13 protein-coding genes are annotated in these 12,653 nt (G+C 60.3%); 6 read left to right on the top strand and 7 right to left on the bottom strand.

The window, feature by feature from the left end; translation table 11 throughout:
- Positions 1 to 6 precede the first annotated feature (6 nt).
- Positions 7 to 798: a phenylalanine 4-monooxygenase gene (locus AC244_RS01115; protein WP_053247011.1), complete on the bottom strand. Its 792-nt coding sequence runs from the start codon at positions 796 to 798 to the stop codon at positions 7 to 9.
- Between the two features lie 112 nt (positions 799 to 910).
- Between AC244_RS01115 and AC244_RS01120 the strand changes: the two genes are divergently transcribed.
- The gene (locus AC244_RS01120; RefSeq protein WP_414735868.1) at positions 911 to 1,384 is read left to right on the top strand and encodes an Lrp/AsnC family transcriptional regulator; all 474 of its coding nucleotides are present in this window, start codon (positions 911 to 913) and stop codon (positions 1,382 to 1,384) included.
- Positions 1,385 to 1,438: 54 nt separating this feature from the next.
- On the opposite strand, the gene rpsI is transcribed toward AC244_RS01120, so the two are convergent.
- From rpsI to AC244_RS01135, 3 genes are all read right to left on the bottom strand, one after another.
- A complete protein-coding gene (gene rpsI / locus AC244_RS01125; RefSeq protein ID WP_053247012.1) occupies positions 1,439 to 1,906 on the bottom strand; it encodes a 30S ribosomal protein S9 in 468 nt (155 codons plus the stop codon).
- Positions 1,906 to 2,370: a 50S ribosomal protein L13 gene (gene rplM / locus AC244_RS01130; RefSeq protein WP_025426557.1), complete on the bottom strand. Its 465-nt coding sequence runs from the start codon at positions 2,368 to 2,370 to the stop codon at positions 1,906 to 1,908. Before rplM ends, rpsI begins: the two co-directional genes overlap by 1 nt.
- A gap of 225 nt (positions 2,371 to 2,595) precedes the next feature.
- On the bottom strand, positions 2,596 to 3,027 hold the full coding sequence (locus AC244_RS01135) for a PaaI family thioesterase (RefSeq protein WP_053247013.1): 432 nt from the start codon (positions 3,025 to 3,027) through the stop codon (positions 2,596 to 2,598).
- Between the two features lie 174 nt (positions 3,028 to 3,201).
- Between AC244_RS01135 and AC244_RS01140 the strand changes: the two genes are divergently transcribed.
- Complete coding sequence (locus AC244_RS01140) at positions 3,202 to 4,023, top strand: enoyl-CoA hydratase (RefSeq protein ID WP_053247014.1); 822 nt, start codon at positions 3,202 to 3,204, stop codon at positions 4,021 to 4,023.
- Between the two features lie 3 nt (positions 4,024 to 4,026).
- Here AC244_RS01140 and AC244_RS01145 read toward each other — a convergent pair whose 3' ends face one another.
- Entirely contained in the window at positions 4,027 to 4,863 is an 837-nt protein-coding gene (locus AC244_RS01145) for an EamA family transporter (RefSeq protein WP_053247633.1), read from the bottom strand.
- 188 nt (positions 4,864 to 5,051) lie between these two features.
- Here AC244_RS01145 and AC244_RS01150 point away from each other — a divergent pair, with 188 nt between their 5' ends.
- Both AC244_RS01150 and AC244_RS01155 read left to right on the top strand, forming a co-directional pair.
- Positions 5,052 to 5,480 (top strand): CoA-binding protein, encoded by a 429-nt coding sequence (locus AC244_RS01150; protein WP_053247015.1) that lies wholly within the window; start codon positions 5,052 to 5,054, stop codon positions 5,478 to 5,480.
- A 215-nt stretch (positions 5,481 to 5,695) separates the two neighbouring features.
- Entirely contained in the window at positions 5,696 to 6,979 is a 1,284-nt protein-coding gene (locus AC244_RS01155) for an O-acetylhomoserine aminocarboxypropyltransferase (protein ID WP_053247016.1), read from the top strand.
- A 191-nt stretch (positions 6,980 to 7,170) separates the two neighbouring features.
- Here the strand turns inward: AC244_RS01155 and AC244_RS01160 are convergent, their stop codons facing one another.
- Positions 7,171 to 8,013 (bottom strand): universal stress protein, encoded by an 843-nt coding sequence (locus AC244_RS01160; protein WP_053247017.1) that lies wholly within the window; start codon positions 8,011 to 8,013, stop codon positions 7,171 to 7,173.
- Between the two features lie 463 nt (positions 8,014 to 8,476).
- Positions 8,477 to 8,737 (bottom strand): hypothetical protein, encoded by a 261-nt coding sequence (locus AC244_RS01170; RefSeq protein ID WP_053247019.1) that lies wholly within the window; start codon positions 8,735 to 8,737, stop codon positions 8,477 to 8,479.
- A 147-nt stretch (positions 8,738 to 8,884) separates the two neighbouring features.
- On the opposite strand from AC244_RS01170, the gene AC244_RS01175 reads away from it, so the two are divergent.
- Together AC244_RS01175 and AC244_RS01180 are read left to right on the top strand one after the other, a co-directional pair.
- A complete protein-coding gene (locus tag AC244_RS01175) occupies positions 8,885 to 10,642 on the top strand; it encodes a hypothetical protein (protein ID WP_053247020.1) in 1,758 nt (585 codons plus the stop codon).
- 260 nt (positions 10,643 to 10,902) lie between these two features.
- A complete protein-coding gene (locus AC244_RS01180) occupies positions 10,903 to 12,651 on the top strand; it encodes a SulP family inorganic anion transporter (RefSeq protein WP_063934063.1) in 1,749 nt (582 codons plus the stop codon).
- The last annotated feature ends 2 nt before the right edge of the window (positions 12,652 to 12,653 follow it).

Here is a 12,653-nt window from a genome sequence, read left to right on the forward strand (position 1 = left end):
ATGCTGTCAGGACGCCTTGGCTTCGAAGGTCGGCGCGAAGTCGCCGAGCGCCTTGGCCTCGGTGATGCGCGCGCCGATGTCTTCTTCGATGATGGACTCAAGCTGCGCGAAGCTGTCGATGACGTAGTAGATCGGCTGGACGATATCGATGCGATAGGGGGTGCGCAGCACCGTCATCAGGTCGAAGGGGCGAAACTCGCTGGCCGACGGTTCCATCGCCGTGCGGGTCTCGTTCGGCGACGACACGATGCCGGCACCGAAGCAGCGGCGCCCTTGCGGCGTGTTGATCAGCCCGAACTCGACGGTGAACCAGAAGATCCGGAACATATGCCAGGAATAGCCTTTGCCGAGCGCGACGGCCTTTTCGCCGAAGCGGCGGACGAAGTTGGCGTAGCTTTGGTTGGTCAGGAGCGGGCAGTGGCCGAAGACCTCGTGAAAGATGTCGGGCTCTTCGATATAGTCGATATGTTCACGTCGGCGGATGAAGGTTGCGAGCGGAAACTTGCCCTCTGACAGAAGTTCGTAGAACCGCGATGGCGGGATCAATGCCGGTACGCCTTCGACACCGAAACCGGTGGTCTCCTGCAGGCGGCGGTTGACGTCTCGCAGCTGCGGCACGCGGTCTGGGCCAAGGCCGAGTTTGCGCGCGCCTTCCAGATACTCGTCGCAGGCCTTGTCCGCGAGCAGCTTCATCTGTCGCTGGTAAAGCTCGCCCCAGATCGCATCCTCCTCGGGCGTGTAGTGATAGCTGCCATCCGGCTCGGGCAGTTTCGCGGTGTAGCTGCTTTCCATGGGCATGACGTCTCCTCATTCGTCAAAACATCCAGTTGTTGCAATTGTATCGCGAATGGCGCGAGTATTTGTTTCACAGTTGCCGGTGGAGTGCGCTGTTGCGGGAGGAAATTTCGAAATGTCGTCAGATTTGAAGGAAACTTCCCACCCATTGCGCAAGCTGCTGCGGTTGATCCAGGCCGATAGCGGTCAGTCGCTGTCTGAGCTCGCGGAAAGGGCGGGCATGTCGCAAAGCTCGGCCTGGCGGCGGCTGCAGGAGCTGGAGGCGGACGGCGTGATCCGCAAGCGGGTGGCGCTGCTCGACCCGTCGAAGCTCGATCTGAAACTGTGCATCATCGCCCATGTGACGCTGGAGGATCATCACGACGAGGCGATCGCTGCTTTCTCGGCGGTTGTGCGCGACCGACCGGAGATCATGGAGTGCTATGCGCTGTCGGGAACCTTCGACTACATGCTGAAGATCCGGGCGAACGACGTCGACAGCTACGATGCCTTCATGACGCGTTATCTCATGCGCAATCCGCATGTGCGCACGGTGGTTTCGAGCTTCGTGCTGCGCGAGCTGAAATCGACGACCGAGCTGCCGATCTGACACAAAAAAAGGCCGGGCGAACCCGGCCTTCCAAAATGCAGTGTCTGCCAGCGATTAACGCTTGGAGAACTGGAACGAACGACGGGCCTTGGCCTTGCCGTACTTCTTACGTTCAACGACACGGCTGTCGCGGGTCAGGAAGCCGCCCTTCTTCAGGACCGGGCGCAGGCCCGGTTCGAAGTAGGTGAGCGCCTTGGAGATACCGTGACGAACGGCACCGGCCTGGCCGGAGAGACCGCCACCAGCGACCGTCGCGTCGATGTCGAACTGGCCATCACGGGCAGCTGCGACGATCGGCTGCTGCAGGATCATCTGCAGAACCGGACGAGCGAAGTAGTCGAGGTACGGCTTGCCGTTGATGGTGATCTTGCCCGAGCCGGGCTTGACCCATACGCGGGCGACAGCGTTCTTACGCTTGCCGGTCGCGTAGGAGCGGCCCTGAGCGTCGACCTTCTTGACGTGAACCGGAGCTGCCGGTTCCGCAGTCGTGGCGATTTCCTTGAGAGCGGAAAGGTCGGCCATTAGGCGCTCCTTGTGTTCTTGCTGTTCAGCTTGGCGACGTCGAGGACGGCCGGCTGCTGTGCTTCATGCGGATGGTTCGTGCCTGCGTAAACGCGCAGGTTCTTCATCTGGCGACGGCCGAGCGGGCCGCGGGGAACCATGCGCTCGACGGCCTTCTCGATGACGCGCTCCGGGAAGCGGCCTTCGATGATCTGGCGCGCGGTGCGCTCCTTGATGCCGCCGGGGTAGCCGGTGTGCCAGTAGTACTTCTTGTCGGTGTACTTCTTGCCCGTGAGCACGGCCTTCTCGGCGTTGATCACGATGACGTTGTCGCCATCGTCAACATGCGGCGTGAAGGTGGCTTTGTGCTTGCCGCGCAGGCGGTTCGCGATGATGGAAGCGAGGCGACCAACAACGAGGCCTTCGGCATCGATGATGATCCACTTCTTCTCCACCTCTGCAGGCTTCTGAACGAAGGTTGCCATAACAAAACTCTTTCTTTGGACCCGAACGGCGAACCGCTGGGCGTTTCTTGTTGCTTGGTTTTGGCTGAAATTCAGCCAAAAGAAGAAAGCGGCCCGAGAGGGACCGCGATCTGAGGGTGCTTATACGCAAGCGCTAAACCGGCGTCAACAACGTGAATTTCGCCGACGTGAAATAAAACAATGCAAAAACAATATGTTATCTATGTGGTAGTTTGTTACCCCAATTCAGTGCGGCGGAATCGAATAGGTCGCCGTCGCATGCGCCACGAGATCGTCGCTGCCGACCATGGCAACCGAGGCGTCGAGAACGGCCAATCGCTTGCCGAGCTTGAGGAGGCGGCAGGTGCATTCGAGCGGCTGCGGCTCCGGCTTGCGCAGGAAATTGATGTTGAGATTGGTGGTGACGGCGAGCGCCACCGGGCCGATATGGGCGATCAGCGCGATATAGGCCGAAACATCGGCAAGCGCGAAAAGCGTCGGGCCCGATACGGTGCCGCCCGGCCGGATATGACGCTCGTTCGGATCGAGCCGCATCTTCGCAAATCCGGGGCCGGTGGCAGTGACGTGGAACACCTTGCCGTCCGTGTGGACCTGGGGGAAGTCCGTGTCGAGAAACCGGTTCAGCTCTTCGACCGTCATGATGGGCTGGAATTTCATCGGCAGCTTTTCCTTTGCGCAGGCTTTGGCACACTTAGTGAAGCCGACATGTGCTTTTGCGCAAGGCGGAAAAAGGTCTTAGTCGCTGCGCCCACCACCGACTTGAAAGGTCGCAAGAGGCGGCGTACCACGGATGCCCATTTACTGGGATAGACAAGACAGCAGGAGAAAAGCATGGCGGACGTTGTTTCATTTCGGAAGGAGGAGCCGAGTGGATTGCTGGTACGCGAGCTTTCGGGGCCGGTGCTCCGGCTGACGCTCAACAATCCGCCGGCCAACGTGCTGTCGATTGAGCTGATGGAGGCATTGCACACGGCACTCGACGCCATTGCCCATTCTGGGGATATCAGGGTTGTGGTGCTGGCGGCATCCGGCAAGCTGTTTTCTGCGGGCCATGACCTCAAGGAAATGACGGCGCATCGGGCTGATGCCGATGGGGGCAGGGCGTTCTTCGAAACGACGATCCGTCTTGCTGCAGACCTGATGATGAAAATCACGCGACTGCCCCAGGCGGTCATCGCAGAGATCGACGGTCTCGCGACGGCTGCCGGCTGCCAGCTCGTTGCCAGTTGCGATCTGGCGATCTGCACCGACAGCTCCACCTTCTGTACCCCGGGTGTGAACATTGGCCTGTTCTGCTCGACGCCGATGGTGGCTCTGTCGCGCGCCGCACACCGCAAGCAGGCGATGGAAATGCTTCTGACGGGCGAGACGATCGATGCATCGACCGCCAAGGATTTCGGCCTCGTCAATCGCATCGTGCCCCAGCAATATCTTCGCCAGGTCGTTGACAAATATGCAGCCGTCATCGCCTCGAAGTCGCCGCAGGCGCTGAAGATCGGCAAGGAAGCCTTCTATCGCCAGGCGGAAATGAGCCTTCCCGAGGCTTACGATTACGCGGTCGGCGTCATGGTCGAAAACATGCTGGCCGGCGACGCCGAGAACGGCATCGGCGCCTTCCTCGGCAAGCGCATGCCGGAGTGGACAGAGGAATAGCGGTCAGGTCAGTTTCAGGAGAAGGGCGCCGAGCGCGATCACGCAGGCGGCGGCAATGCGCCAGACGCTGACGCGCTCCTTCAGAAACACGACCGAGATGACGACGGCGAACAGGATCGAGGTCTCACGCAGAGCCGCGACGCTGGCGACCGGCGCCTTCGTCATCGCCCAAAGCGCCAGACCGTAGGCGCCAATGGAGCCAGCACCACCGATGAGGCCGCGCCACCAGTGCTTGTAGACGTGGCGGGCCACCGGCTTGATGCCCCGCCGAGCAAAAGCCCAGGTAAACAGCAACACCGGCGGAAGCAGCGCCATCCACAAAGTGTAGGAGATCGCGTTGCCCGAAACACGGGCGCCGATGCCGTCGACAAAGGTATAGCATGCGATCACGCAGGCATTAAGCAGCGCCAGGATGATCGCATGCTTGCCGCCCTTGCGCGCTTCGAACGCGAGCGTCAGCACGCCGACGCTGATCGTCAGCACGCCCGCCATTGCGCCGGTTGTCAGCTGTTCGCCGATGATGACGCTGCTGGTGGACGCGACGATAAGGGGCGCTACGCCGCGCATCAGGGGATAGACGAGGCCGATATCGCCGGCACGGTAGGAGGCCGCGACCAACTGGAAATAGGCAAACTGGAAGAGTGCCGAAACCAGAATGAACGGCCAGGCTTCCGGCTGCGGCAATGGCAGGAATGGCAGGAAGGGGATGGCGACGACCGCTGCGCCGAGCGCAATCATTGCCGCATCGAGCGATTTCTCCGAACCAGCCTTGACCAGGGCATTCCAGGTCGCGTGCAACAACGCCCCGAAAAGGACGAGCGCAATGACATCAAGGGGCAAGATGAAACCTCGGTGGACGATGGGGCAGGCCGTTGCCAGCGTTGTCGCGCCACTGTACGGGAAAAGCAACCGGAAACTGGCCGGATGATGCCCCATGCAGGGTCACCGCCGAGATCGGGCGTTCGATTGACACGTGCCGTCACCGTGCCAACTATACACGCGTTTAACAGATGAGTTCGGATCAAAACATGAACCACGACGCCTACCCGGATTATTACCTCGCCGACATCCTGCGTTCGACAAAGACGATCGCCCTCGTCGGCGCATCGCCGAACGCCGAGCGGCCGAGCCATCGGGTGATGGCCTTCCTTCTGCGCAAGGGCTATCGCGTCATCCCCATCAATCCGGGTCATGTCGGCAAGACGATCCTCGATCAGCCTGTCGTGGGCCGGCTCGCCGACATCAAGGAGCCGATCGACATGGTCGACGTCTTTCGTGCGGCCGCTGCGCTGCCGGCGCTCGTCGACGAGATCCTGGCGCTCGAGGCCTTGCCGAAGGCGATCTGGGGTCAGCTGTCGGTGAGGCATGACGCCGCCGCCGCCAAGGCGGAGGCAGCCGGCATCAAGGTCGTCATGGATCGCTGTCCGGCGATGGAATATCCACGCCTGATCAGTTGAGGCAGCATCGGGGCGAGCGATGTTTCGCTCAACCGTCAGTTTTGAAAAAATCTTTCTTTGACCATGCGTGGCGGCTCTGGGATAGTGCCGCCGCTCCAGCGCATGAGGCCGAAATCGAAGCTGGTCTTCGACGCGCAAGATGCCTGGAATCAACGCGATAGGGTGCCCTTGGCGCCTCCACGGGAGGTGCGGTGTCCTGGTCATGGGAGGGATGAATGACGAAAGACAATCCTGGTTTCAGCACGCTCGCAATCCACGCCGGAGCGCAACCAGATCCGACGACGGGCGCCCGGGCGACGCCGATCTACCAGACGACCAGCTTCGTCTTCAACGACACCGACCATGCGGCAGCGCTCTTCGGCCTGCAGCAGTTCGGCAATATCTACACCCGCATCATGAACCCGACACAGGCGGTGCTGGGAGAGCGCCTCGCAGCACTGGAAGGCGGCACCGCGGCACTTGCGGTTGCTTCCGGGCATGCGGCCCAGCTTCTCGTTTTCCACACGATCATGAGCCCGGGCGACAACTTCGTCGCCGCCAACCGGCTTTACGGCGGTTCGGTCAATCAGTTCGGCCATGCCTTCAAGTCCTTCGATTGGCAGGTTCGCTGGGCGGACCCGAGCGATCCTTCGAGCTTTGAGGCCAAGATCGACGCGCGGACCAAGGCGATCTTCATCGAAAGCCTGGCCAACCCGGGCGGCACCTTCGTCGATGTCGCCGCGATTGCCGAGGTCGCACACAAGCACGGCCTGCCGCTGATCGTCGACAACACGATGGCGACACCCTACCTCTTGCGTCCGCTGGAACACGGTGCCGATATCGTCGTGCATTCGCTCACCAAATTCATCGGCGGCCACGGCAATTCGATGGGCGGCGTCATTGTCGACGGCGGGACCTTCGACTGGTCGAAGTCAGGCAAGTATCCGATGCTGTCGGAGCCGCGTCCGGAATATGCCGGAGTCGTGCTGCACCAGGTGTTCGGAAATTTCGCCTTTGCGATTGCCGCGCGCGTTCTCGGGCTTCGCGATTTCGGACCGGCGATTTCGCCCTTTAACGCCTTCATGATCCTGACCGGCGTCGAGACGCTGCCGCTGCGCATGCAGCGCCACTGCGACAATGCGCTTGCCGTCGCCAAGTGGCTCAAGGGCCACGACAAAGTGTCCTGGGTCAACTATGCCGGGCTTGAGGACGATCCGAACAATGGGCTGCAAAAGCGCTATGCACCGAAGGGTGCCGGCGCCGTCTTCACCTTCGGTCTCAAGGACGGCTACGAGGCAGGAAAGCGTTTCGTCGAAGGGCTCGAGATGTTCTCTCATCTGGCCAATATCGGCGACACCCGTTCGCTCGTCATCCATCCGGCCTCGACCACCCATCGCCAGTTGACGCCGGAGCAGCAGGTTGCGGCGGGGGCAGGCCCCGACGTCGTGCGTCTGTCTGTCGGTATCGAGGACGTTTCCGACATCATCGCCGATCTCGAGCAGTCGCTCGCAAAGATCTGATGTGTTTCATGGAGGCCGCCGCTGGACGTCTGCGAACGATTGGCCCTGAGGCGATCGACTTTGCGTAAATGTACTGCCGCCATGACAGGAGCCAGGCGAGGTCGCGCCTGGCTCCTGTACCAGCTTGCACTGTGGCCGCTTTGACCGCATTCCAAGACGGCGAAGATGATATCGCCCGGTCGAAGACGGTTTCAGTGGGCAATGAGCAGGGGAATTGTGACATTTGCGAGCAGGGCGCGCGTCACCCCACCAAAGATCGTCTGTCTGGACCGGGAATGGCTGTACGCGCCGACGACGAGCAAATCGCTGTTATTTCGCTTCGCTGCCACCTGAAGCACTTCCGCAACGGGGTGTCCTGACGATTGCACGTGCTCTACGATAACGTTTGCGCCATGCCTGCTAAGATACAGCGCAACATCAGCGCCAGGCTCCTCGCCGTGACGTGGATTGCCGTCGGAATCGACGACGACGACGGAAACCGATTGTGCCGCGGTCAAGAGTGGAAGCGAATCCGCTATCGCCCGGCGTGCCTCGCGACTGGCGTTCCAGCCAAGAAGTATGCGCTCCGCGATCGAATCTGGATTCCATGTATCGGGGACGATGAGCAACGGCACCCCTGTCGCCAGGAGCATATCTTCCGGCGACCAGTTCTCCGGCAGCCCTCCCGGTGCTGGGAAGCCTGCGATGGTGAGATCGGCATGCAACGAATGCAGCTTCGCGTGCTCGTTCGCGTCGCTTTCTCGAATGATGCGGAAGTCGAAGTTTATGTCCTCGCGCTGAGTTGCCGCCTTGAAGCATTGCATCGCTGCATCCGACGCAGTCGCCTCCTCGGACTTACGCTGTTCGATCAATTGCCGGATCGCATCTTGCCCCCGGACATAGCATCCCGCCCGGTCCCCTCGCCATCCAGACGGGGCGACATATACCCCGGTCAAGTGAGCGCCGTGTCGAAGCGACAAATTTACGGCGTAGCGCGTGCGCACTTCACCTGCTGGCGAGAAATCAACAAATACGAGGATCGTTTTGAGAGACATGTTCGGCCCTTGATGCGGTGTAGCAGCGTACCGCCCCACCAGGGGCTAGCGGTGTGTCGGAGGCGGGCGATCAAATGTCATGAGCCTGGTCGACAATTGCCTGGTAGAAAATATTCGCTGCATGCTGAGCGGTTCTTGCCTTGATCCACAATGGTCTCGTGGCTGCATTCGAAAAACGGCGTGAAAGCGGGCGGCTCGGGCGTTTGGCTTCGTATATGGCGCAAGCGCATTTTGACCGCCGGTTCAGGGCAAATTCCATGATCCCCGAGGGCGGAGCCGACGTCTCGTCGAAGATCATCAGCAGGTAGGCCTCGAATGCACGGCTATCCTCGCGCCCTTCGATCTCGTGAAGCAGAGCGGGGTGAAGCTCAAGCTTGTTGATGGGCAGCGGCGAAAATGCCGTTCCTGCCGATCATTTGCGGTCCTCACCTTCATCTCGGCTGGTCCGTTTGACAGCTTTCGGCTATTTCAAGCTTTGCGCGATCTCCAGCGCCAAGCTTTCGATCATGCCTTCAAACTCGGCCCGACGCTCGTCACGCAGGTGGGCTGGGAAGCTGTCCACGGAAGCCAAGGCGCTTTCAGCGGCAGCCAAGTCTGCACAGATTCCCCTGAAATTCTCGTCTCTAAGTACCCGTCTTCTGATTTCCAGCGACTGCATCGGAAAGCGGCGTGTTGCCGCCACCAGGCCCTGCCTCTCCTCTGTTTCGTGGGAATTCTTGTCCATCTCGGTCCTCCGGCCGAAGCGGCGACACGATATATACGTGATATACGTGTATTCTTATATTGTGTTATCTTGCGATGGCGCACGTAGTTTACAGGAGCATACGTGACCCCTGGCGCCTGCGCGCCCATCGGGACATAGGGGGAGGGCATGCCTCTTGCCATAAGAGCGAGTGCCGTTGACGAACCGACAACGCTCCCGAGCGAACACGAGATACGCGCGCAACTCGACCGAATTCGATCCAGTCCCGAGTTCGACACGCCCGAACGCGCTCGCAAGTTTCTAGGTTACGTCATCGAGGAAGCGATCGCAGGCAGGGCCGGGCGAATAAAGGCATACACCATTGCGACCGAAGTCTTCGGCAGAGAAGCGTCCTTCGACGCTCAAGCTGATCCAGCCGTGCGTATTGAGGCCGGGCGGGTGCGCCGAGCCCTCGAACGTTACTATTTGGTCGCTGGGCGCGACGATCCGATCATTATAGCGATACCGAAAGGCGGATATGTTCCTACATTTACGCGGCGGATGCCGGCTGAGAGGATTGGTCACGGCGAGTTTGATGACGCGCGACGACCGCTGCGGCGTGGCTGGCGTTGGCTGACGTTCGGCGTCGCCGCATTGGCGTTGATCGTCTTCATCATGACCATGTTGCCCCAACTGACCGAGTTGCCTGCGGGACGCGAAAACGCGCTTACAAAACAGAACGAAGCCCAGCCGGATATTCCGCGACTACTGGTAGAGCCCTTTGAAGATCTGTCTGATGGTCAGCTTTCGTCCATAATCGCCCGCGGGCTGACCGATGAGGTGATCAGCCAAATCGTCAAATTTAAAGAGATAGCGGTGGTGGCGGGGCGCGCCTCTGACCTGCCTGCTGCGAAGACACTTGGCTTCAAACCGCCGCTCTACGCGTTGCACGGAACCGTCCGCGTCGACAGCACCAAATTGAGACTAAGCGTCCGCCTGGTTCAAAGATCCGATCAGTCCATCATATGGGCAAGCAACTATGACGAGGTTCTCGATGTTCGTAACCTCCTCACAATTGAGGCGGAAGTGGCGAGATCGGTTGCAACGGCGTTGGCCCAGCCTTATGGGATCATTTTTCAGGCCGATGCCACAAACCTAACACAATCGCCGCCTCAGGATTGGGAGGCATACGCATGTACGCTTGCCTACTATGGCTATCGGGCTGACCTCGATCCACAAACGCACGCCTCGGTGCAGACTTGCCTGCAGAAAGCAGTCGCGCGATTCCCGAACTACGCCACCGCGTGGGCACTCCTTTCCCTGACCTATATCGATGAGCTTCGCTTTCGCTATCGTTTCGACGAGGCGGCGCCAGTCTCTCTGGACCGTGCTGTCGAGACCGCAGCGCGTGCTGTTGAACTCGATCCGCAGAACGTGCGGGCGCTTCAGGCGGAAATGCTCGGATTATTCTTTCGTGGGGAAATCGATACGGCGTTGAAGGTTGGCGCACGCGCCATGACGATCAACCCGAACGATACAGAACTTGCGGGTGAGTATGGGTTCCGACTTGCCTTGTCGGGTCAATGGCCGGAAGGCTGCAAACTGGTAAGCGGGGCTGTCGAACGGAACCCTGGACCGCTTGGCTACTTCGAAACGGCCTTGGCGGTCTGTTCCTACATCTCGGGCGATTATCCGGCGGCGGAACGGTGGGCCCGGCTGGCCGATATGCAGGCGAATCCGATCTACCATCTGATACTGCTCGCGATCCTCGGCCGCTCCGGGCAGACCGAGGAGGCCGCGCTGGAGTTGCAATGGCTTCGCACCAATGCGCCCGAACTCGTGCGCAATATCCGTCGTGAAGTTGCCATTCGCGTTTCCCGCCCGGTCGACCAGGCGAAATTTATAGACGGCTTACGTCAGGCAGGCCTCGCGGTATCCGAAGAGTAGGCCGGCGAAAGTTCCGATATGGGTGCGGCCAGGAGCACCCGATACTACACGATGTTACAAGCCCTTTTATTGTTTGAGCGATATATTTGATCGGTTGGCGAGACTCCTCGGTCTTGGCGAAGGTTCGACACCACGCTCCCAAAGTGTTGCCGACTTCATCGAGCGAGAGAGACCTCCTTGGCCGGGAACGCGCACGGGCGCGGGGAGGGGAGTGCGCAATAGACCGAACACATGTCGTTTGACCGGTGAGGGAGTGCGCAATGAGTGATCGCTTTCACCTGCCGGTCTTCTCTGGTTTCGGTGGTTTTCGCGCCGCGTGGCTTCCAAACGATATCTCGGCAGGGTTGGCGATAGCGGCGGTTGGGCTGCCAAGTGCCATTGCCTATCCAGCGATTGCCGGTCTTCCTCCCGAGGTTGGGCTCTATGCCAGTATTGCGGCACCGGTCGCTTATGCTGTCTTTGGTCCGTCGCATCGAATGATCGTCGGACCGGATGCGGCCAGTATGACGGTGCTCGCGGCGGCGATTGCGTTGATCATAGCGGCAATGCCGACGGCTGCCTCGCACGACCGTGTCGCTATCGCGGCGGTCCTGGCCCTGGCCGTTGGCGGGTTTTGTCTTGCCGCGCGTCTCCTGCATCTCGGCGTACTGGCGACATTTCTTTCCCGACCCATCCTGGTCGGCTTCTTCGCCGGGATTTCCCTCTCGATACTTGTCGGTCAGATCGGCCGCTTTACCGGCGTCTCCATCGAGGCTGACGGGCTTTTTGCGCCGCTCTTCGAGCTTCTGCAAAAGAGCGGCGACATCCATTGGCCGTCACTGATGCTCGCGGGCTCGATGTTCGTGCTTTTGCAGATTGCGACGGCGCTACGGCTTCCTGTCCCCGGTCCTGTCATTGCAATTGTCATTTCGGTGGCATTATCGGCTGTGCTTGATCTCAAGGGCATGGGCGTTGCGGTGGTCGGCGATATACCCTCTTCCATCCCCAGCCTTTCACTGCCTCCGATTTGGGCCTTTCCCTTGGACAAGGTGCTGCTCGGTGCCGGGGCGATTTTCCTTGTCAGTTTCGGATCAGGTATCGTGGCGGCGCGCAGCTTTGCAACACGAACCGGCGAACACGTGGACGCAGACCAGGAACTTGTGGGCCTCGGTGCTGCCAACGTGATGGCGGGAATGTTCGGCGCATTCCCGGTCAGTATGTCCGACTCCAGGACCGCCATCAATTTGTCGGCGGGCGGCAAGTCACAACTGGCCGGCCTGGTGTCGGCCGCCGCACTCGTGATCACCCTGCTTTATCTGGGCCGCGCTCTGACCATATTGCCAACGCCAACCCTCGGCGCAATTCTGGCAGCAGCGGCCATCAGTCTCATCGATGTGAGAGAACTTCGACAAATCTGGCGGGTAAGTCGTGCGGAATTCGCATTTGCACTTGTCACCATGTGGGGTGCAATCAGCCTCGGCGTTCTGAACGGGGTTGTCATCGCGATCGCCGCCACCCTCATCTACCTCCTGCTGAAGATGATGTTTCCGCGCGATGCGCTGCTTGGCCGGCTTGCCGGGCGCGATGGGTTCTACAAGCTTCATCGCACGCCCGACGCGCTCCCCGTGCCGGGTTTCGCGGTCTGCCTTATCCAAGGCAGCCTTCTCTTTTTCAATGCCGACTACGTGCAATCACGCATCCGGACAATTTTTGAGGAACTGCCTGCGGACACGCGTTGGTTTGTCCTCGACGCCAGCGCAATTGTTCAGATCGATAGCACTGCCGCCGTGATGCTGGCGGGGGTTCGCGACGATCTCGCCAACCGCGGCACGACGCTGGCGGTCGCAGAACTCCACGCCGAAGTCAAGGAATTGCTGGAACGAGCCGGGGTGCTGCAACAGATCGGCGAGGCATTCGTGTTCGCTGATCTCGATGATGCTTTTCGCGCTTTCCAGGCATGTGATTCAAAGCATTTCCCACAAGAGGCGACCGCCGCGGCAGGCGTGCGGGGCCAGCATCAGGAGGAATGAAA

It is taken from the genome of Ensifer adhaerens, assembly GCF_001270265.1.
In the GTDB taxonomy this organism is placed as follows: Bacteria; Pseudomonadota; Alphaproteobacteria; order Rhizobiales; family Rhizobiaceae; genus Ensifer; species Ensifer adhaerens_B.